The organism is Phycicoccus ginsengisoli, from assembly GCF_054779295.1.
In genome coordinates this window covers 197,760-215,545 of the sequence record NZ_BAAGYN010000007.1, presented here as the reverse complement: position 1 = coordinate 215,545, position 17,786 = coordinate 197,760, and the positions used below count along the sequence as shown (strand labels likewise).

Annotated in this window: 19 protein-coding genes; 1 reads left to right on the top strand and 18 read right to left on the bottom strand. The window is 72.8% G+C overall.

All coding sequences use genetic code 11. The features are described 5' to 3' along the window. Positions 1 to 23 precede the first annotated feature (23 nt). From ACYVDO_RS13845 to ACYVDO_RS13805, 9 genes are read right to left on the bottom strand one after another with little or no spacing between them, the layout of a single operon-like run. Positions 24 to 815, bottom strand: coding sequence for an enoyl-CoA hydratase/isomerase family protein (locus ACYVDO_RS13845; RefSeq protein WP_460936822.1), 792 nt, complete (start codon positions 813 to 815; stop codon positions 24 to 26). Next, positions 812 to 1,513 carry a sirohydrochlorin chelatase gene (locus ACYVDO_RS13840; protein ID WP_460936820.1) on the bottom strand — a complete coding sequence of 234 codons (702 nt, stop codon included), beginning with the start codon at positions 1,511 to 1,513 and terminating at the stop codon, positions 812 to 814. Before ACYVDO_RS13840 ends, ACYVDO_RS13845 begins: the two co-directional genes overlap by 4 nt. Positions 1,514 to 1,523: 10 nt before the next feature. Beyond that, the gene (gene cobA, locus ACYVDO_RS13835) at positions 1,524 to 2,810 is read right to left on the bottom strand and encodes a uroporphyrinogen-III C-methyltransferase (protein WP_460936818.1); all 1,287 of its coding nucleotides are present in this window, start codon (positions 2,808 to 2,810) and stop codon (positions 1,524 to 1,526) included. Continuing rightward, on the bottom strand, positions 2,810 to 4,195 hold the full coding sequence (locus ACYVDO_RS13830) for a sulfate adenylyltransferase subunit 1 (protein ID WP_460936816.1): 1,386 nt from the start codon (positions 4,193 to 4,195) through the stop codon (positions 2,810 to 2,812). The genes cobA and ACYVDO_RS13830 overlap by 1 nt, the downstream gene beginning before the upstream one ends. Continuing rightward, positions 4,195 to 5,148, bottom strand: coding sequence for a sulfate adenylyltransferase subunit CysD (gene cysD / locus ACYVDO_RS13825; RefSeq protein ID WP_460936814.1), 954 nt, complete (start codon positions 5,146 to 5,148; stop codon positions 4,195 to 4,197). The genes ACYVDO_RS13830 and cysD overlap by 1 nt, the downstream gene beginning before the upstream one ends. Beyond that, positions 5,145 to 5,852 carry a phosphoadenylyl-sulfate reductase gene (locus tag ACYVDO_RS13820; protein WP_460936812.1) on the bottom strand — a complete coding sequence of 236 codons (708 nt, stop codon included), beginning with the start codon at positions 5,850 to 5,852 and terminating at the stop codon, positions 5,145 to 5,147. Before ACYVDO_RS13820 ends, cysD begins: the two co-directional genes overlap by 4 nt. Continuing rightward, the gene (locus ACYVDO_RS13815; RefSeq protein WP_460936810.1) at positions 5,849 to 6,052 is read right to left on the bottom strand and encodes a hypothetical protein; all 204 of its coding nucleotides are present in this window, start codon (positions 6,050 to 6,052) and stop codon (positions 5,849 to 5,851) included. Before ACYVDO_RS13815 ends, ACYVDO_RS13820 begins: the two co-directional genes overlap by 4 nt. Then, on the bottom strand, positions 6,049 to 7,770 hold the full coding sequence (locus ACYVDO_RS13810) for a nitrite/sulfite reductase (protein WP_460936808.1): 1,722 nt from the start codon (positions 7,768 to 7,770) through the stop codon (positions 6,049 to 6,051). The genes ACYVDO_RS13815 and ACYVDO_RS13810 overlap by 4 nt, the downstream gene beginning before the upstream one ends. Before the next feature lie 48 nt (positions 7,771 to 7,818). Then, on the bottom strand, positions 7,819 to 9,420 hold the full coding sequence (locus ACYVDO_RS13805) for an ABC-F family ATP-binding cassette domain-containing protein (RefSeq protein ID WP_460936806.1): 1,602 nt from the start codon (positions 9,418 to 9,420) through the stop codon (positions 7,819 to 7,821). A gap of 154 nt (positions 9,421 to 9,574) precedes the next feature. On the opposite strand from ACYVDO_RS13805, the gene ypfJ reads away from it, so the two are divergent. Beyond that, the gene (ypfJ, locus tag ACYVDO_RS13800) at positions 9,575 to 10,504 is read left to right on the top strand and encodes a KPN_02809 family neutral zinc metallopeptidase (RefSeq protein ID WP_460936804.1); all 930 of its coding nucleotides are present in this window, start codon (positions 9,575 to 9,577) and stop codon (positions 10,502 to 10,504) included. Positions 10,505 to 10,519: 15 nt separating this feature from the next. On the opposite strand, the gene ACYVDO_RS13795 is transcribed toward ypfJ, so the two are convergent. Genes ACYVDO_RS13795 through ACYVDO_RS13755 form a run of 9 tightly spaced genes read right to left on the bottom strand, consistent with a single transcriptional unit; the run spans position 10,520 to position 17,737 of the window. Next, the gene (locus ACYVDO_RS13795) at positions 10,520 to 11,050 is read right to left on the bottom strand and encodes an acVLRF1 family peptidyl-tRNA hydrolase (RefSeq protein WP_460936802.1); all 531 of its coding nucleotides are present in this window, start codon (positions 11,048 to 11,050) and stop codon (positions 10,520 to 10,522) included. Positions 11,051 to 11,079: 29 nt separating this feature from the next. Then, positions 11,080 to 11,409, bottom strand: coding sequence for a metal-sulfur cluster assembly factor (locus tag ACYVDO_RS13790; protein ID WP_460936800.1), 330 nt, complete (start codon positions 11,407 to 11,409; stop codon positions 11,080 to 11,082). After that, positions 11,406 to 11,897 carry a Fe-S cluster assembly sulfur transfer protein SufU gene (sufU, locus tag ACYVDO_RS13785; RefSeq protein ID WP_460936798.1) on the bottom strand — a complete coding sequence of 164 codons (492 nt, stop codon included), beginning with the start codon at positions 11,895 to 11,897 and terminating at the stop codon, positions 11,406 to 11,408. The genes ACYVDO_RS13790 and sufU overlap by 4 nt, the downstream gene beginning before the upstream one ends. A 1-nt stretch (position 11,898) precedes the next feature. Next, complete coding sequence (locus tag ACYVDO_RS13780) at positions 11,899 to 13,194, bottom strand: aminotransferase class V-fold PLP-dependent enzyme (RefSeq protein WP_460936796.1); 1,296 nt, start codon at positions 13,192 to 13,194, stop codon at positions 11,899 to 11,901. A 10-nt stretch (positions 13,195 to 13,204) separates the two neighbouring features. Then, positions 13,205 to 13,966: a Fe-S cluster assembly ATPase SufC gene (gene sufC / locus ACYVDO_RS13775; protein ID WP_460936794.1), complete on the bottom strand. Its 762-nt coding sequence runs from the start codon at positions 13,964 to 13,966 to the stop codon at positions 13,205 to 13,207. Between the two features lie 33 nt (positions 13,967 to 13,999). Beyond that, on the bottom strand, positions 14,000 to 14,359 hold the full coding sequence (locus ACYVDO_RS13770) for a non-heme iron oxygenase ferredoxin subunit (RefSeq protein WP_460936791.1): 360 nt from the start codon (positions 14,357 to 14,359) through the stop codon (positions 14,000 to 14,002). Continuing rightward, on the bottom strand, positions 14,356 to 15,567 hold the full coding sequence (gene sufD, locus ACYVDO_RS13765) for a Fe-S cluster assembly protein SufD (protein ID WP_460936789.1): 1,212 nt from the start codon (positions 15,565 to 15,567) through the stop codon (positions 14,356 to 14,358). Before sufD ends, ACYVDO_RS13770 begins: the two co-directional genes overlap by 4 nt. Then, entirely contained in the window at positions 15,567 to 16,985 is a 1,419-nt protein-coding gene (sufB, locus tag ACYVDO_RS13760) for a Fe-S cluster assembly protein SufB (RefSeq protein WP_460936788.1), read from the bottom strand. Before sufB ends, sufD begins: the two co-directional genes overlap by 1 nt. Then, positions 16,982 to 17,737 (bottom strand): helix-turn-helix transcriptional regulator, encoded by a 756-nt coding sequence (locus ACYVDO_RS13755; RefSeq protein ID WP_460936786.1) that lies wholly within the window; start codon positions 17,735 to 17,737, stop codon positions 16,982 to 16,984. The genes sufB and ACYVDO_RS13755 overlap by 4 nt, the downstream gene beginning before the upstream one ends. Positions 17,738 to 17,786: the final 49 nt, after the last annotated feature.

The following is a 17,786-nucleotide window of genomic DNA, read 5'->3' as shown; positions in this document are numbered from 1 at the left end:
GGCACCGACAGGCCCTCGGCGGGTCAGGTCCTCGCCCGCTGGAGCATCCCGTGCAGCAGCCGGCCCTGCGCCTCGCGCTCGAGCCGCAGCTGGGTCGCCGGGTCGCTGGTGGCGGCGGACCGCAGCAACGGCTTGAGCTCGCGCAGCGCGTCCGCGGGCGCCGACAGCAGCGCCGAGACCAGGTCGCCGGTGGTCGCCTCGAGCTCGGCGCGGGGCACCGCGACGTTGGCCAGACCCGTCGCGACGGCCTCCTGGGCCCCCACGAACCGCCCCGTCGCGCAGATCTCCAGGGCCCGGGCCGGTCCCACGAGCCGCACCAGCGGCCCGGTCCCGCCCAGGTCGGGGACGAGCCCGAGCGAGGTCTCGCGCAGGGCCAGCTGCACGTCGTCGGCGACGACCCGCAGGTCGGCGGCCAGGGCCAGCTGCATCCCTGCGCCGATCGCGTGCCCCTGGACGGCGGCGACCACGACCGCGGGCACGGACGCCCAGGTGGTGAAGCCGCGCTGGAACGCCTCGATCGCGTCGGCCGCGGCCGGCGCCCCGTCGACGGCGAGCCCGAGGATGTCCCGCTCCCCCGCGATCCCACCGGGGCGCAGCATGCCGCGGTCCAGCCCGGCCGAGAAGGACTGCCCCTCGCCGCGCAGCACGACGACCCGGACCGACTCGTCCAGGGCCTCGGCCGTCGCGGCCAGCGCCGCCCACAGGCTGGGCGCCTGGGCGTTGCGCTGCTCCGGCCGGTCGAGGCTGACGGTGACGAGCGGGCCCTCCCGGTCGACGCGCAGGTGCGGGTGGGGCCGGTCGGTCGTCGCGCTCACACGGGCAGGCTATCGGCGCGGGTCAGGACCAGCTGCGCCACCGCCTCGGTCTGGGCCAGCGCGCCGGGCACCATCATGACGCCGTGGCGCCCGCACTCCTGCGCCATGCGGTCGCGCAGGATCCCCTCCGCGACCATGAACGACACCGCGACGGTCCGCTCGGTCTCCCCCGGCAGCCGCCGGAGCACCTGGTCGAGGGTCGCTCCCCCGTCCAGGGCGGCGACGTCCCAGCGACCCCACCCCGGGCGCGGGTGCTCCTGGACCACGTGGGTCACGGCGGCCACCGCGTCGCTGTCGCTGGACCCCGCGGCATACAGCAGCACGGCGGTACGGGGGTCGGGCGCGACGCCGTGCGCGAGCAGGAGCTCCTCGGCCGCGTCGAGCAGGAGCGGGTGGGGCCCCAGGGGCTCCGCGAGGTCGACCCGCGAGCCCGACGTCGACGCGATCTGCTCGACGGCCGCGGGGACGTCCACCCGCGCGTGGTAGGCGGGGGTGATCAGCACGGGCACCACGACCGCGTGGTCGCCGAGCGCGGAGGCAGCCGCCGCCGGGGTCGGGTCGTGGTGGTCGAGGTAGGCCGTGTGGACGGGGCGCGCGGGCACGAGGGCCCGGACGTGGCCGGCCAGCGCCTCGACCCCGCGGGCGTGCCGCGGGTCGGGCGAGCCGTGGGCCAGCAGCACGATGTCGGGAGCACTCACCTGGGGGACGCTACTCCCCGGAGAGGTCGCCGAGGTGCTGGCGCAGCGACACGACCTCGCCGACGACCACGACGGCCGGTGCCCGGACCCCTGCCCGGGCCGCGTCGTGGGCAGCGTGCTCGAGGGTGCTCACCGTGGTGCGCTGCTCCGGCGTCCAGCCCCGCTCCACCAGGGCCACGGGGGTGCTCGCCGGGCGGCCCGCGCCGATGAGCGCCTGCGCCGTCTCGGCCAGCCGCGTCACCCCCATGAGCAGCACCAGGGTGGCGTCCGGGGCCGCGTCGGCCGCTGCCGAGAGCACGTGGTCAGCCCCCTCGTGGGCGGATGCCACGACGAACGAGGCGGTGACCCCGCGGTGCGTCACCGGGATTCCGGCGGCAGCCGGGACCGAGACGGCGGACGTGACGCCGGGCACCACCTCGACGGGTATGCCGTGCGCGGCGCAGTGCAGCGCCTCCTCGCCCCCACGGCCGAGGACGAACGGGTCACCACCCTTGAGGCGGACGACGTTCCGGCCCAGCGAGGCGTGGTGCACGAGCAGCTCGTTGATGCGGTCCTGGCCGACGGGGTGGTTGCCGGCGGTCTTGCCCACGTCGACGACCTCCACGTCGGCCGCGAGGGTGGCCAGCAGCCCCCGGGGGCCGAGCCGGTCGGTCACGACCACGTCGGCCGCCGCGAGCAGCGCGCGGCCGCGCACGGTGATGAGGTCGTCGGCGCCCGGGCCGCCCCCGACGAGGGCGACCCGCCCGGGACCGGCCGACGCCTCGTCCCGGACCCGGGCCGGGGCGGTCCGCCGCTGCCTGCGCACCGGCAGGGTGCCGGAGTCGAGGGCCGCGAGGACGGCGTCCCGGACCGCGGCGGCCCGGCGGGGGTCTCCCCCGGCGTTGACGGCCACGGTGACGCCCTCGCTCGCGGTGCCGGCACGGCCTCTCGCGACGGCCGGCGTCCACGCGGTGGAGGCGGTGGCGTCGTCGGCGCGGACGCACCAGACCCGGGCGGCCTCGGCCTCGCGGGCGACCTGGGCGTCCGTCGCCGGGTCGCCGGTCGCCGTGTGCACGAGCCACGCGGGCTCGGGCTCCAGCAGGTCCCCGGCCACGTAGTCCCGGTCATGCCACCGGACCGCGCCGTCCCCGGCAGCCTCCGCCAGGTCCTCGCACAGCCAGGGGGCCACGACGTCGACGCGGGCCCCTGCCTCGACCAGGCCACGGGCGCGACGCGCGGCCACGGGACCGCCGCCCACCACCACGGTGCGGCGGCCGTGGAGGTCGAGGGTGAGGGGGTAGTCAGCGTGCGCGGTCATCAGATGCCCTCGCCGGCCGCGCGGTCCGGGGCGTCGGCCATGCCGGCCGCGAGCGTCGCACCGTCGGCCTCGTCGATGAGCAGGAAGGCGCCGGTGCGCCGCAGGACCCGGTAGTCGTCGACGGGGACGTCCTCGGCGAGACGGATGCGCACGCGCCCGATCGCGTTGAGCGGCAGGCCGTCCGGGGCCGTGCGGTGCTCCATCGTCTCGATGTCGAGCTGGTCGACGACGTCCTCGACCAGGGCCCGCGCCGTGCGGGTGCCGACCCGGAGCAGCACCCGGTCGCGCCGGCGCAGCGGGCGGTCGGAGAGGACCGCCACCGTGCCCGCGACTGACCGGGTCAACAGGCCGGGCTCCTCGGCCGAGGCGATGAGGTCACCGCGCGAGACGTCGACGTCGTCGGCCAGCCGCAGGGTGACCGACTGGGGTGCGAAGGCCACGTCGAGCTGCTCGAGCGTCCCGTCGGCACGGGTGCGGTCGATGGCCTCGACGGTGGTCGCGCGGCCCGAGGGAAGGACGACCACGCGGTCGCCCGGGCGCACCACGCCGGAGGCGAGCCGGCCGGCATACCCGCGGTAGTCGGGGTGCTCGGAGGTCCGGGGCCGGATGACGTACTGCACCGGCAGGCGCAGCGGCTGGGTCGAGGGGTCGGTGCCCACGGGCACCGCCTCGAGGTGCTCGAGCAGGGTGGGCCCGGTGTACCAGGGCGCCCGCTCGGATCGGTCGACGACGTTGTCGCCGAAGAGCGCCGACACGGGCACGGCGACGACGTCCTCGATGCCGAACCGCGTTGCGTGCCGGGCGAACTCGGCCACGATCGCGTCGAACCGCTCCTGCGACCAGTCGACGAGGTCCATCTTGTTGACGGCGACCGCGACGTGCCGCACCCCGAGCAGGCCGGTCACCGCGAGGTGCCGCCGGGTCTGCTCGACGACCCCGTGCCGGGCGTCGATGAGGATGAGGGCCAGCTCGGCCGTGGAGGCGCCCGTGACCATGTTGCGCGTGTACTGGACGTGGCCGGGGGTGTCGGCCAGGACGTAGGAGCGGGTCGCCGTGGAGAAGTACCGGTACGCGACGTCGATCGTGATGCCCTGCTCGCGCTCGGCCCGCAGGCCGTCGGTGAGCAGGGCCAGGTCGGCCGCGTCGAGCCCGCGCTCCCGGCTCACGCGCTCGACCGCGTCGAGCTGGTCGGCGAGCACCGACTTGGTGTCGTAGAGCAGGCGGCCCACCAGGGTCGACTTGCCGTCGTCGACCGACCCGGCCGTCGCCAGCCGGAGCAGGTCGTGCCGTGCGGCGAGCGCCTCGGCGCGTACCGGGGAACCAGTATCGGCGGCGGTGACGGGAGCGGCCACGGCGGCCTCCTCGCGGGTGTCGACGGTGGTCATCAGAAGTACCCCTGCTTCTTGCGGTCCTCCATGGCGGCCTCGGACAGGCGGTCGTCGGCGCGGGTGGCGCCGCGCTCGGTCAGCCGGGAGGCGGCCAGCTCGAGGATGACCCCCGCCACGTCGACGGCCTCCGACTCGACCGCGCCGGTGCAGCTCATGTCGCCGACGGTGCGGTAGCGGACCCGGCGGGTCTCGACCGGCTCGGTGTCCCTGGGGCCGCCCCACTCCCCTGCAGTGAGCCACATGCCGTCGCGCTGGAAGACCTCGCGGTCGTGGGCGTAGTACAGCTCGGGCAGCGCGATCCGCTCGCGCTCGATGTACCGCCAGACGTCGAGCTCGGTCCAGTTCGACAGCGGGAAGACCCGCACGTGCTCGCCGGGTGCGTGCCGGCCGTTGTAGAGGTCCCAGAGCTCCGGACGCTGCCGGCGGGGGTCCCAGGCGCCGAAGGCGTCGCGCAGGCTGAACACGCGCTCCTTGGCGCGGGCCTTCTCCTCGTCGCGGCGACCACCGCCGAAGACCGCGTCGAACCTCCCCGCCTCGATGGCGTCCAGCAGTGGCACCGTCTGGAGGGGGTTGCGGGTGCCGTCGGGACGCTCGCGCAGCCGGCCGTCGTCGAGGTAGTCCTGGACGTTCGCCACCACGAGCCGGACCCCCAGGCGCTCGACCGTGGCGTCGCGGTAGTCGAGCACCTCGGGGAAGTTGTGCCCGGTGTCGACGTGCAGCAGCGCGAAGGGTAGGGGCGCCGGCGCGAACGCCTTGAGGGCCAGGTGCACCATGACGACCGAGTCCTTGCCGCCGCTGAACAGGATCACGGGACGCTCGAACTCGCCCGCGACCTCGCGGAAGATGTGGATCGCCTCGGACTCGAGGTGGTCGAGGTGGTCCAGGACCAGCGGCGTGGCTGTCGTGAGTGTCCGTGTCACAGCGTTTCCCGCCTCCGTCGTCGTGGTCATGTGTGCAGCCCGCACTCGGTCTTGTCCTTGCCGGCCCACCGGCCGGCCCGGGCGTCCTCGCCCGCGGCCACCGGGCGCGTACAGGGCGCGCACCCGATCGAGGCGTAGCCCTCCTGGCGGAGCGGGTTGAGGAAGACGCCGTTCTCCGCGACGTAGCGGTCGACGTCGTCGTCGGTCCACCCAGCGAGGGGGTTGAGCTTGACCAGGCCACGGCGGGCGTCCCAGCCGACCAGGTCGATGTCCGTGCGGGTCGGGGCGTCCGCCCGACGCATCCCGGTGGCCCACGCGGCATACCCCTGCAGCGCCCGGTCGAGGGGCTCCACCTTGCGCATCGCGCAGCAGGCGTCCGGGTCGCGGTCGTGCAGCCTGGGGCCGTGCTCGGCGTCCTGCTGGGCGACCGTGAGCACCGGCAGGATCGTGCGGATCCGCAGCGGCAGCATGGCCTGGTAGGCGTCACGCGTGCCGAGCGTCTCGGCGAAGTGGTAGCCGGTGTCGAGGAAGAAGACGTCGGCCCCCGTCAGCGTGGTGCCGACGAGGTGGACGAGCACCTCGTCACCCATCGACGAGGCGACCGTCAGCCCGTCGCCGTAGGTGTCGTACGCCCACCGCAGCACCTCGCGGGTCAGCTCGACCTTGTCGGCGTGTGCCGTGGCGTGCGCCTCGCGGGCGGCGAACCGTGCGGTGGCCTCCAGGACGGCGGTCACGGCTGCTCCTCTCGTCCGAGAGCGGCCTGCTCGGCCACCCGTCCAGGGATGTGCTGCGCCTCGACCCGGTCGAGCCGCACGGTGAAGACGCGGGCGCAGGCCCGGCACTCCCAGCCGCCGGACGGGTCCTCGACCGGCCAGAGGTCCTCCTCGGCGCAGAACGGGCAGTGCCGGACGACCCCGCGCGGGCTGTCGCTCATCGCAGGTCGTCCTCCTCGGCCCGGTGGGCCCAGTGGGCGAAGGACTCCTCGCCCTCGCGCTGGGCGAGGAAGGTGCGGGCCAGCCGCTCGAGGTAGTCGGGCAGGTCCACCGCCCGGATCTTGAGCGCGCGGGTCTTGCGCGCGAGCTGTGGTTCGGTGCCGAGGCCGCCGCCGAGGTGGACCTGGAAGACCTCGACCAGGGTGCCGTCCTCGTCGGTCTGCACCATCCCCTTGAGGCCCACGTCGGCGACCTGGAAGCGGGCGCAGGAGTTGGGGCAGCCGTTCACGTGGATGGTGAAGGGCACGTCGAAGTCGGGGAGGCGGCGCTCCATCTCGGCGATGACGGTGTTCGCGCGGCCCTTGGTCTCGACGAGGGCCAGCTTGCAGAACTCGATGCCCGTGCAGGCCATCACCCCGCGACGCCACTCCGACGGGTCGGCGGGCAGGCCGAGGTCGGCCAGACCCGCGGTGAGGGCGGCCAACTCACGCTGCGGCACGTCGAGCACCAGGAGCTTCTGGTGGGCGGTGAGCCGCACCCGGCCGGAGCCGTGCCGCTCGGCGAGGTCGGCGACCGCCGACAGGGTCGTGCCGCTGACCCGCCCGGCGAGGGGGGCCACCCCGACCCAGAAGCGGCCGTCCTGCTGCGGGTGGACCCCGACGTGGTCACGCCGGTGGGCGCTCGGGGCCTGCGGTTCCGGTCCGTCGGCGAGGCGGCGGCCCAGGTAGTCCTGCTCGAGCACCTCACGGAAGCGCTCGACGCCCCAGTCGGCCACGAGGAACTTGAGCCGGGCGCGGTTGCGCAGCCGGCGGTAGCCGTGGTCGCGGAAGATGGAGACGACGCCCTTCCACACCTCCGGCACGTCGGCCAGCGGGACCCAGGCGCCGAGCCGCTGGGCGAACATCGGGTTGGTGGACAGGCCGCCCCCGACCCACAGGTCGAAGCCGGGGCCGTGCTGGGGGTGGACCACCCCGACGAAGGAGACGTCGTTCGCCTCGTGCGCCACGTCCAGGCTGGGGCTGCCCGAGATCGCCGTCTTGAACTTGCGGGGCAGGTTGGAGAACTCCGGGCTGCCGATGTACCGGCGGCGGATCTCCGCGACCGCGGGGCTCCCGTCGAGCACCTCGTCCGCGGCGATGCCCGCCACCGGGGAGCCGAGGATGACGCGCGGGGTGTCACCGCACGCCTCGGCCGTCGTCAGCCCCACGGACTCCAGCCGGCGCCAGATCTCGGGGACGTCCTCCACGCGGATCCAGTGCAGCTGGACGTTCTGCCGGTCGGTGATGTCGGCGGTGTCGCGGGCGAAGTCGCGGCTCACCCCGGCGACGGCGCGCAGCTGCTCGCCCGACAGGGCGCCGCCGTCGCTGCGGACCCGCAGCATGAAGTACTCGTCGTCGAGCTCGGCCGGGTCGAGCGTGGCGGTCCGGCCGCCGTCGATCCCGGGCTTGCGCTGGGTGTACAGGCCCCACCAGCGCATCCGCCCGCGCAGGTCCTCCCCCGGGATGCTCGCGAACCCCTCCTTGGCGTAGACCTGCTCGATCCGCGCGCGGACGTTGAGGCCGTCGTCCGCCTGCTTGAGCTCCTCGTTGGCGTTGAGCGGCGTCCGGTCGCCGTCTGCCCACGCACCGGTGGCCTTGTCGGCCTGCCGGCGGGGTCGGGTCGGGGTCTGCGTCACCCGCCCTATTCTGCACGGCTCGTTATGGATCGCATAACGGTCCATTATCCGACCGCAATTCCCACCGATCCAGTGGGAGTCGGGACCGACGGGTCAGGCCAGGGCGATGAGGTCCCGGTAGTCCTGACCCCAGAGGTCCTCGACCCCGTCGGGCAGCAGCAGGATCCGCTCGGGCTCGAGCGCGTCGACGGCGCCCTCGTCGTGCGTGACGAGCACCACCGCTCCCTTGTACGTCCGCAGCGCGCCGAGGATCTCCTCGCGCGACGCGGGGTCGAGGTTGTTGGTCGGCTCGTCGAGCAGCAGCACGTTGGCGCTGGACACCACGAGCATGGCCAGCGACAGCCGGGTCTTCTCGCCACCGGACAGCACGCCGGCCGGCTTGTCGACGTCGTCACCGCTGAACAGGAACGACCCGAGCACCTTGCGGACCTCGGTCTCGCCGAAGCTGTCCGGCGCCGCGGACTTCATGTTCTCGAGGACCGAGCGGGTGACGTCGAGGTTCTCGTGCTCCTGGGCGTAGTACCCGAGCTTGAGGCCGTGGCCGGGCTCGACCTGCCCGGTGTCGGGCTCGTCGACACCGGCCAGCATGCGCAGCAGCGTGGTCTTGCCGGCACCGTTGAGGCCGAGCACGACGACCCTGGACCCCCGGTCGATCGCCAGGTCGACGTCGGTGAAGATCTCCAGCGAGCCGTAGGACCGGGACAGCCCGCTGGCGCGCAGCGGGGTGCGGCCGCACGGTGCCGGGTCGGGGAAGCGCAGGCGCGCCACCTTGTCGGTGACCCGCTCCCCCTCGATGCCCGCGAGCATCCGCTCGGCCCGCTTGATCATGTTCTGCGCGGCGACGGCCTTGGTCGCCTTGGCGCGCATCTTCTCGGCCTGCTCCATCAGGGCCGCGGCCTTCTTGGTCGCGTTGGCGTACTCGCGCTTGCGGCGCCGCTCGTCGGTCTCGCGTGCCTGGAGGTAGGCCTTCCAGCCCACGTTGTAGAGGTCGAGCTCGGCGCGGTTGGCGTCGAGGTGGAAGACCCGGTTGACGACGGAGTCCAGCAGCGCCACGTCGTGGCTGATGACGACCAGGCCACCGGAGTAGCCCTTGAGGTAGTCGCGCAGCCACGCGATCGAGTCGGCGTCGAGGTGGTTCGTGGGCTCGTCGAGCAGCAGCGTCTCCGCGCCCGAGAAGAGGATCCGCGACAGCTCGACCCGGCGGCGCTGGCCACCGGACAGCGTGGCGAGGGGCTGGCCGAGGATGCGCTCGTCGAGGCCCAGCGCACTGGCGATGGACGCGGCCTCGGACTCCGCTGCATACCCGCCACGGGTGGTGAACTCGCCCTCGAGCCGGCCGTACCGGCGCATGGCCTTCTCACGGGTCTCGTCGTCGGCGCTGGCCATGCCGCCCTCGGCGGCGCGCATCTCGCGGACGATGCGGTCCAGACCGCGCGCGGACAGGATCCGGTCGCGCGCGAGCACCTGCAGGTCCCCGGTGCGCGGGTCCTGTGGGAGGTAGCCGACCTCGCCGGAGCTCGTGACCGAACCGGCGGCCGGCTGCCCCTGCCCGGCGAGCACCTTGGTGAGGGTGGTCTTGCCGGCGCCGTTGCGGCCGACCAGGCCGACGCGGTCCCCGGCTGCGATCCGGAAGGTGGCTCCGTCGAGCAGGAGTCGGGAGCCGGCACGAAGCTCGACTCCACTGGCGGCGATCACGACGGGGCTCCTGACCTCGGACGGCACCATGACTTCGCACGGCACGAGGGGGCGCCCTCCGCGAAGTTGCGGGGGCGCCGACTGGGGACTGAGATCACTAGTCTAGCGAGCGTGCGCCGCCCCTGAGCACACGCCCACAGGCCGCGGAGGTCAGATGAGCTTCAACGACGACGTCAAACTCGACACTTCGCAGGTCGGGGGCGGCGGAGGCGGCGGCGCCCCCGGGGGCCTCGTCGTCGGGGGCGGGGTCGGCGGCATCATCCTGCTCATCATCGGCCTCATCTTCGGCATCAACCCCGGCTCGGTGCCGAGCAGCCCCGGTGCGGGCAGCGACTCGGGCACCGGCTCGGTCCAGCCCGGGGGCCAGACGGATGCGTCCCAGTTCTCCGAGTGCAGGACGGGGGCCGACGCGAACCGCAGCGACACCTGTCGCGTCATCGCCACAGTCAACTCGGTCAACACGTTCTGGGGCAGCGAGCTGCCGCGGTACGGGCGCAACTACACCCCGGCCAGGACGATCCTCTACAGCGGCTCGACCCAGTCTGCGTGCGGCACCGCCTCCAACCAGGTCGGGCCGTTCTACTGCCCCCTGGACAAGCAGGTCTACATCGACGCCAGCTTCTTCCAGATCCTGTCCGACCAGTTCGGGTCGAGCAGCGGCCCCCTGGCCCAGGAGTACGTCGTCGCCCACGAGTACGGCCACCACGTGCAGGACATCCTCGGGCTCCTCGACCGGGCCCAGCAGGACCCGCAGGGCCCCAACAGTGGGAGCGTGCGCGTGGAGCTCATGGCCGACTGCCTCGGTGGTGTCTGGGCCAACCACGCCACGCAAACCAAGGGCGAGAGCACGAGCGGCGGCCAGGTGGCCTTCCTCAAGCCGCTCACCGACAAGGACATCGAGGACGCGCTCTCGGCCGCGTCGTCGGTCGGTGACGACCGGATCCAGCAGAAGACCCGGGGGCAGGTCAGCCCGGAGACGTGGACGCACGGGTCGGCTGCGGCCCGGCAGAAGTGGTTCACCACCGGCTACCGGTCCGGCGACCTCAACCAGTGCGACACCTTCAGCGTCGACAAGGTCGAGTGACGTCCCGCCCGACCGTCAGCGGTCCTCGATCGTGACGCGGACGGCGCGGCCCCGCCGCAGGGCGTCCTCGAGCACCGACCGGCGCGGGTCGGGCAGGTCGTAGAGCTCACGTCGCGGCAGGGCGGCGAGGACCGCCAGGCGCGGGTCGGCCAGCACGTCACGCACAAGGGCCTTGTCGCCGCCGACGACGAGCCCTGCCGGGGGTGGTGAGAGCAGGAGACGTGCGGCATGGTCGGCCACGGCACGGACGAGCTCGTCGGCCTGGTTGCCGCGACGCCGCGCGAAGCGCTGCTGGGACCAGCCGCCTGCCGCCGTGCGCGACTGGACGTGCCGGGTGCCCACCTTGGACGCCGTGTAGGCCGCGTCCTCCGCCAGCCCCACGGCATACCCACCGCGGCGCACCAGGACCACCGCGAGCGGCGCGTGGTCGAACCGGTCGGTGGAGACCACGCGCTGCCGCGGGTCGGGCCCCGGGTTGTTGGCGGCGAACCGCTCGCGCCAGCCCTCGAACCGCTCGGGGTCGACCTCGACGACGCGAGTGCTCACCGAGCAGCCGGGGTCAGCGAGTCAGCGGGTCAGAGGTTGAAGCCGAGCGCGCGCAGCTGCTCGCGGCCGTCGTCGGTGATCTTGTCCGGGCCCCACGGCGGCATCCAGACCCAGTTGACCCGGTAGGAGGCCACGAGCCCCTCGAGGGCCTGCGCGGTCTGGTCCTCGATGACGTCGGTCAGCGGGCAGGCCGCCGACGTGAGCGTCATGTCGAGCACGGCGTGGTTCTGCGCGTCGACGGTGATGCCGTAGACGAGGCCGAGGTCGACGACGTTGATCCCGAGCTCGGGGTCGACGACGTCGCGCATGGCCTCCTCGACGTCCGCGACGTTCGGCTGGGCGGTCGTGGTCTCGCTCATCGTCCTACCTTGTCCTCGGTGTGCTGCTCGCGGCCCGCGGCCGCGCTGGTGTCGATTCCTGCCTGGTGCAACGCGTCGGTGAGGGCCATCCATCCCAGCAGAGCACACTTCACCCGCGCCGGGTACTTCGAGACCCCCGAGAACGCGACGCCGTCACCGATGACGTCCTCGTCGCCCGGGTCCTGACCCTTGGAGGTGAGCATGCGCCGCATCGCCTCGTGCGTCGTCATCGCCTCGGCGACGGTGTGCCCGATGACCTCGTCGGCGAGCACGCTCGTCGACGCGGTGGAGATCGAGCAGCCCAGCGCGTCGTACGACACGTCGCGGACCACCGCGTCGGGGCCTTCGCCCTCAACCTGGACGCGCAGGGTCACCTCGTCGCCGCAGGTCGGGTTGACGTGGTGCACCTGCGCGCCGAACGGCTCGCGCAGGCCCGCGTGGTGCGGGCGCTTGGAGTGCTCGAGGATGAGCTCCTGGTAGAGGTCCACGTCAGACCGCCACCCCGAAGACGGCGGGCACCCGGTCGAGGGCCTCAAGCATGGCGTCGACCTCGCCGGGCGTCGTGTAGGCCGCGACGGAGGCTCGCGTGCTGGCGGTGACGCCCAGCCGACGGTGCAGCGGCCAGGCGCAGTGGTGGCCCACGCGGACCGCGACACCCTGGTCGTCGAGCACCTGGCCGACGTCGTGGGCGTGGACGCCCTGGACGTCGAACGCCACGGCACCGACCCGGTCGACGGCGTCGGCCGGTCCGACCACGCGGACCCACGAGCGCTCGGCCAGCCCGGCCAGCAGCCGCTCGGTGAGAGCGTGCTCGTGGGCGGCGATGCGGTCCAGGCCGAGCTCGCCGAGGTAGTCGATGGCCGCGGCGAGGCCCACGGCCTGCGCGGCGTTGGGCGACCCGGCCTCGAACCGCTGCGGCGGCGCGGCGTAGGTGGATCCCTCCATCCGGACGGTCTCGATCATCGAGCCGCCGGTGATGAAGGGCGGCATCGCGTGCAGCAGCTCGCTGCGGCCCCAGAGGACGCCGACGCCGGTGGGGCCGAACATCTTGTGGCCCGAGAACGCCGCGTAGTCCACGCCGAGGTCCCCGACGTCGAGCGCCAGGTGCGGCGCCGACTGGCAGGCGTCGAGCACGGTGAGGGCGCCGACCCCGCGGGCCGCGTCCACGAGCCGGCGCACGGGGTTGACCGTGCCCAGGACGTTGCTGACGTGGGTGAAGGCGAAGACCTTGGTGCGCTCGGTGAGCAGGTCGCCCAGGGCCGCACCGTGCCGGCCGTCGAGGTCGAGCCGCCCCTCGTCGGTGACGCCGACCCAGCGCAGCGTGGCGCCGGTGCGGCGGCAGAGCTCCTGCCACGGCACGAGGTTGGCGTGGTGCTCCATCTCGGTCACGAGCACCTCGTCGCCCTCGCCGAGCGTGAGGCGCGGGTCCTTGGGCTGGCCGGCCACCGTGCCCGAGAAGGCGTAGGCGACGAGGTTGAGCGCCTCGGTGGCGTTCTTGGTGAACACCACCTCGTCCTCGGCACCGCCGACGAAGTGCGCCACGGTCGCCCGTGCGCCCTCGTAGGCGTCGGTGGCCTCCTCGCTGAGCTGGTGCGCCCCGCGGTGCACCGCGGCGTTGACGTGCTCGTTGAACGCGCGCTCGGCGTCCAGCGCGCCGGCATACCGCTGCGAGGTGGCACCCGAGTCGAGGTACACCAGCGGCGTCCCGTCGCGCACGGTGCGCGACAGGATCGGGAAGCCGGCCCGGATGCGGGCCAGCTCCTCGTCGCCGAACGGGGTGGTCATGCGGTGCCGCTCAGGCCTGCGCGGTCGCGACGTAGCGGTCGTAGCCCTCGGCCTCGAGGCGGTCGGCCAGCTCGGGGCCACCCTCCTCGACGACCTTGCCGTCGATGAACACGTGCACGAAGTCCGGCTTGATGTACCGCAGGATGCGCGTGTAGTGCGTGATGAGCAGGACGCCGACCTCGGTCGACTCCTTCGCTCGGTTGACGCCCTCGGACACGATGCGCAGGGCGTCGACGTCCAGGCCCGAGTCGGTCTCGTCGAGGATCGCGATGCGCGGCTTGAGCAGCTCCATCTGGAGGATCTCGTGGCGCTTCTTCTCGCCACCGGAGAAGCCCTCGTTGACGTTGCGCTCCGCGAAGGCCTCGTCCATGCGCAGGTCCGCCATGGCGCCCTTGACGTCCTTGACCCAGGTGCGCAGCTTGGGGGCCTCGCCGTCGACCGCGGTCTTGGCGGTGCGCAGGAAGTTCGAGACGGTCACGCCGGGAACCTCGACGGGGTACTGCATCGCGAGGAACAGCCCGGCCCGGGCGCGCTCGTCGACGCTCATCGCGAGGACGTCCTCGCCGTCGAGGGTCACGGTGCCGCCGGTGACGGTGTACTTGGGGTGGCCGGCGATGGAGTACGCCAGGGTCGACTTGCCCGAGCCGTTGGGGCCCATGATCGCGTGGGTCTCCCCCGACTTCACCGTCAGGTCGACGCCACGGAGGATCTCCTTGGTGCCGTTCTCGGTCTCGACCGTGACCTGGAGGTTGCGGATCTCAAGAGTGGACATGCGGTAGGTTCCTCGTTCTTCTTCTCGGGAGGCTCAGGCGTTCAGGGGGGTCGTGCCGACGAAGACCTCGTCGCCCTCGACCTTGACGGGGTAGACGTTCACCGGGACCGTCGCGGGCGGCCCGGACGGCGTGCCGGTGCGGACGTCGAAGCGCGAGCCGTGCAGCCAGCACTCGAGCGTGTGGTCGTCGAGCTCGCCCTCGGAGAGCGAGACGTTGGCGTGGCTGCAGGTGTCGTCGAGGGCGTAGATCTCGCCGGAGCGGGTCCGGACGATCGCCATGAGCTGGCCGTAGACGTCCGCGGCGGCGGCGCCGTAGGCCGGCAGCTCGTCGACCCGGCAGACGCGCACGTAGTCGACGTCGTCGGTCTGGGTCACCTCGGCGGCGGCGCTCACGCGGGGACCTCGTCGGACTCGGTGACGGTGACCCGCGGGCGCTCGGTGCCGGCGAGCTCGGCGTCGATGACCGCCATCAGGTGGTCGGACACCTCGGGCACGCCGATCCGGGCCACGACGCTGGCGAAGAAGCCGCGCACCACGAGCCGCCGGGCGACGTCCTCGGGGATGCCGCGCGCCTGCAGGTAGAACAGCTGCTCGTCGTCGAACCGGCCGGTCGCCGACGCGTGGCCGGCCCCGACGATCTCCCCGGTCTCGATCTCGAGGTTGGGGACGGAGTCGGCCCGCGCCCCCTCGGTGAGGACGAGGTTGCGGTTGAGCTCGTAGGTGTCGGTGCCCTCGGCGCTCGCGCGGATGAGGACGTCCCCGACCCAGACGGTGTGGGCGGTCTCGCCCTGCAGCGCGCCCTTGTACTCGACGTTGGAGTGGCAGTGCGGCGCCTCGTGGTCGACGAACAGCCGGTGCTCCTGGTGCTGGCCGGCGTCGGCGAAGTAGACGCCGAGGCCCTCGAAGGAGCCGCCGGGACCGGCGTACCGGGCGTTGGTGGAGACCCGGACGACCTTGCCGCCGAGGGTCACGACGATGTGCCGCAGCCGCGCGTCGCGCCCGATGAGCGCGTCGTTCTGCGTGACGTGCAGCGTGTCGTCGTCCCACTCCTGGACGGTGACGAACGTGAGGTCCGCGCCGTCGCCGACCTTGATCTCGACGGCGGCACCGCACTCGGCGGAGCCGCGGTGCGTCAGCACGACGGTCGCCCTGGAGTGGCGGCCGGCGTCGATGACCAGGTGGCCGTTGACGCGCGCCAGGTCGCGGGCCTCGACGGTGATGTGGACGGGCTCGGCGAGCTCGGCCTCGGCCGGGATGCTGACCCGTGTGGCATTGGGCTCCCCCGCCCAGGCGACCGCAGCGGCCCGGTCGGCCGGGACGAGGACGCCCGTGGCCTGGGGGTCGACGCGGTCGGTGGTGACGCCCTCGGGCGCCCGCACCTCCAGGGTCAGCTTGTCGACCTCGGTCGCACCGGGCTGGAACAGCGCGGACAGCCGGTCCACCGGGGTGAACCGCCACTCCTCCTCGCGGCCACCGGGGACCGCGAAGTCCTCGAGGGCGTACGAGGTCTTGCGCTCGGCCCGCGACTGGTCGGGGACCATGGTCTCGCCACTGTGGGTGTGTGCCCCGCTAGTGGGCTTCCTGTCAGCCAGAAGGCTCATCAGCCGACGGCTCCTTCCATCTGAAGCTCGATCAGGCGGTTCAGCTCGAGGGCGTACTCCATGGGCAGCTCGCGCGCGATGGGCTCGACGAACCCGCGCACGATCATCGCCATGGCCTCCTCCTCGGTCAGGCCGCGGGACATGAGGTAGAACATCTGGTCCTCGGACACCTTGGAGACGGTCGCCTCGTGGCCCATCGTCACGTCGTCCTCGCGGATGTCGACGTAGGGGTAGGTGTCCGATCGGCTGATCGTGTCGACGAGCAGGGCGTCGCAGACGACCGAGGACCTCGAGCCGTGCGCGCCCTCCATGATCTGGACCAGGCCGCGGTAGGACGTGCGGCCGCCACCACGCGCCACCGACTTCGACACGATGGTCGAGGAGGTGTTGGGCGCGGCGTGGACCATCTTGGAACCGGCGTCCTGGTGCTGGCCCTCGCCCGCGAACGCGATCGAGAGGGTCTCGCCCTTGGCGTGCTCGCCGAGCAGGAAGACGGCCGGGTACTTCATGGTCACCTTGGAGCCGATGTTGCCGTCGATCCACTCCATCGTCGCGCCCTCGGCCGCGGTCGCCCGCTTGGTCACGAGGTTGTAGACGTTGTTCGACCAGTTCTGGATCGTGGTGTACCGGACGCGGGCGTTCTTCTTCACGACGATCTCGACGACCGCGGAGTGCAGCGAGTCGGACTTGTAGATCGGCGCGGTGCAGCCCTCGACGTAGTGCACGTACGAGCCCTCGTCGGCGATGATCAGCGTCCGCTCGAACTGGCCCATGTTCTCGGTGTTGATCCGGAAGTAGGCCTGCAGCGGGATGTCGACGTGCACGCCCGGCGGCACGTAGATGAACGAGCCACCCGACCACACGGCGGTGTTGAGCGCGGCGAACTTGTTGTCACCGGCGGGGATGACGGACGCGAAGTACTCGCGGAACAGGTCCTCGTGCTCGCGCAGGCCCGTGTCGGTGTCGACGAAGATGACACCCTTCTCCTCCAGGTCCTCGCGGATCTGGTGGTAGACGACCTCCGACTCGTACTGGGCCGCGACCCCGGCGATGAGGCGCTGCTTCTCCGCCTCGGGGATGCCGAGCCGGTCGTAGGTGTTCCTGATGTCCTCGGGCAGCTCGTCCCAGGTGGTCGCCTGCTTCTCGGTGGACTTCACGAAGTACTTGATGTTCTGGAAGTCGATGCCGGTGAGGTCGCTGCCCCAGCTCGGCATGGGCTTCTTGTCGAACAGGCGCAGCGACTTCAGCCGCAGGTCGAGCATCCACTGGGGCTCGTTCTTGCGGCCCGAGATGTCGCGGACGACGTCCTCGTTCAGGCCACGTCGGGCGGACGCGCCGGCCGTGTCGCTGTCGGCCCAGCCGTACTCGTAGCGCCCGAGGTCCTTCAGACCCGGGTTCAGCTCCTCGATGGTGCTCATCGTGAAGACCCTTCTGTTGGTGTGACAGCAGTCGGTCGGGTGGCAGCGGGGACTGCCGGGGTGGGGACGGACGGGCTCGTGGGGACGAACGTGGTGCACACGTGGTCGCCGTGGGCCAGGGTGGCCAGGCGCTGGACGTGGACGCCCAGCAGCCGCGAGAACGCATCGGTTTCAGCGTCGCAGAACGCAGGAAATTCCCGGGCCGCGTGCTGGACCGGGCAGTGCCCCTGGCAGAGCTGGATGCCGGTGAACGGGCTCGCGCTGCCGGGCTCGCCGACCGGGCGCGCCGTGGCGGCGAAGCCGTCGCGGGTGAGGGCGGCGACCAGGGCGTCCACGCGCGCCCCGGTGTCCGGGCCCGCCTCGGCGAGCTCCCCGGCATACCGCTGCTCCAGCTCGCCCACGCGGGACTCGGCGAACCGGCGCACCGCGCCGTCACCGGCCTCCGCGGCCAGGAAGCGCAGCGCCTGGGTGGCGAGGTGGTCGTAGTCGGACTCGAGGGCCTGGTGCCCGGCGTCGCTCAGGACGTACGCGCGGGCCGGCCGGCCGCGTCCCCGCACACCGTGCGTCGACTCGCGCTCGGCGATGAGGCCGGCCTCGGCGAGGTTGTCGAGGTGGCGCCGGACCGCGGGCGCGGTCAGGCCGAGCTCCTCGGCGAGGGTGGCCGCCGTGATCGGGCCCTGCTCGCTGATCGCCTGCAGCACCCGGTCGCGCGTGCGCGACTCGAGCACCTGGGGGGCGACCGCGATATTCACAACACCGATGTTACGTAATTGTCGGCAGCGAGCGAAAGCAAGGTCACCC

Excerpts from the sequence above, each read along its gene's own strand:
- cobA (WP_460936818.1), bottom strand. The coding sequence starts at position 2,810 with ATGACCGCGCACGCTGACTACCCCCTCACCCTCGACCTCCACGGCCGC.
- ACYVDO_RS13830 (WP_460936816.1), bottom strand. The coding sequence starts at position 4,195 with ATGACCACCGTCGACACCCGCGAGGAGGCCGCCGTGGCCGCTCCCGTC.
- cysD (WP_460936814.1), bottom strand. The coding sequence starts at position 5,148 with ATGACCACGACGACGGAGGCGGGAAACGCTGTGACACGGACACTCACG.
- ACYVDO_RS13815 (WP_460936810.1), bottom strand. The coding sequence starts at position 6,052 with ATGAGCGACAGCCCGCGCGGGGTCGTCCGGCACTGCCCGTTCTGCGCC.
- ACYVDO_RS13810 (WP_460936808.1), bottom strand. The coding sequence starts at position 7,770 with ATGGACCGTTATGCGATCCATAACGAGCCGTGCAGAATAGGGCGGGTG.
- ypfJ (WP_460936804.1), top strand. The coding sequence starts at position 9,575 with ATGAGCTTCAACGACGACGTCAAACTCGACACTTCGCAGGTCGGGGGC.
- ACYVDO_RS13790 (WP_460936800.1), bottom strand. The coding sequence starts at position 11,409 with ATGAGCGAGACCACGACCGCCCAGCCGAACGTCGCGGACGTCGAGGAG.
- ACYVDO_RS13780 (WP_460936796.1), bottom strand. The coding sequence starts at position 13,194 with ATGACCACCCCGTTCGGCGACGAGGAGCTGGCCCGCATCCGGGCCGGC.
- sufC (WP_460936794.1), bottom strand. The coding sequence starts at position 13,966 with ATGTCCACTCTTGAGATCCGCAACCTCCAGGTCACGGTCGAGACCGAG.
- sufD (WP_460936789.1), bottom strand. The coding sequence starts at position 15,567 with ATGAGCCTTCTGGCTGACAGGAAGCCCACTAGCGGGGCACACACCCAC.
- sufB (WP_460936788.1), bottom strand. The coding sequence starts at position 16,985 with ATGAGCACCATCGAGGAGCTGAACCCGGGTCTGAAGGACCTCGGGCGC.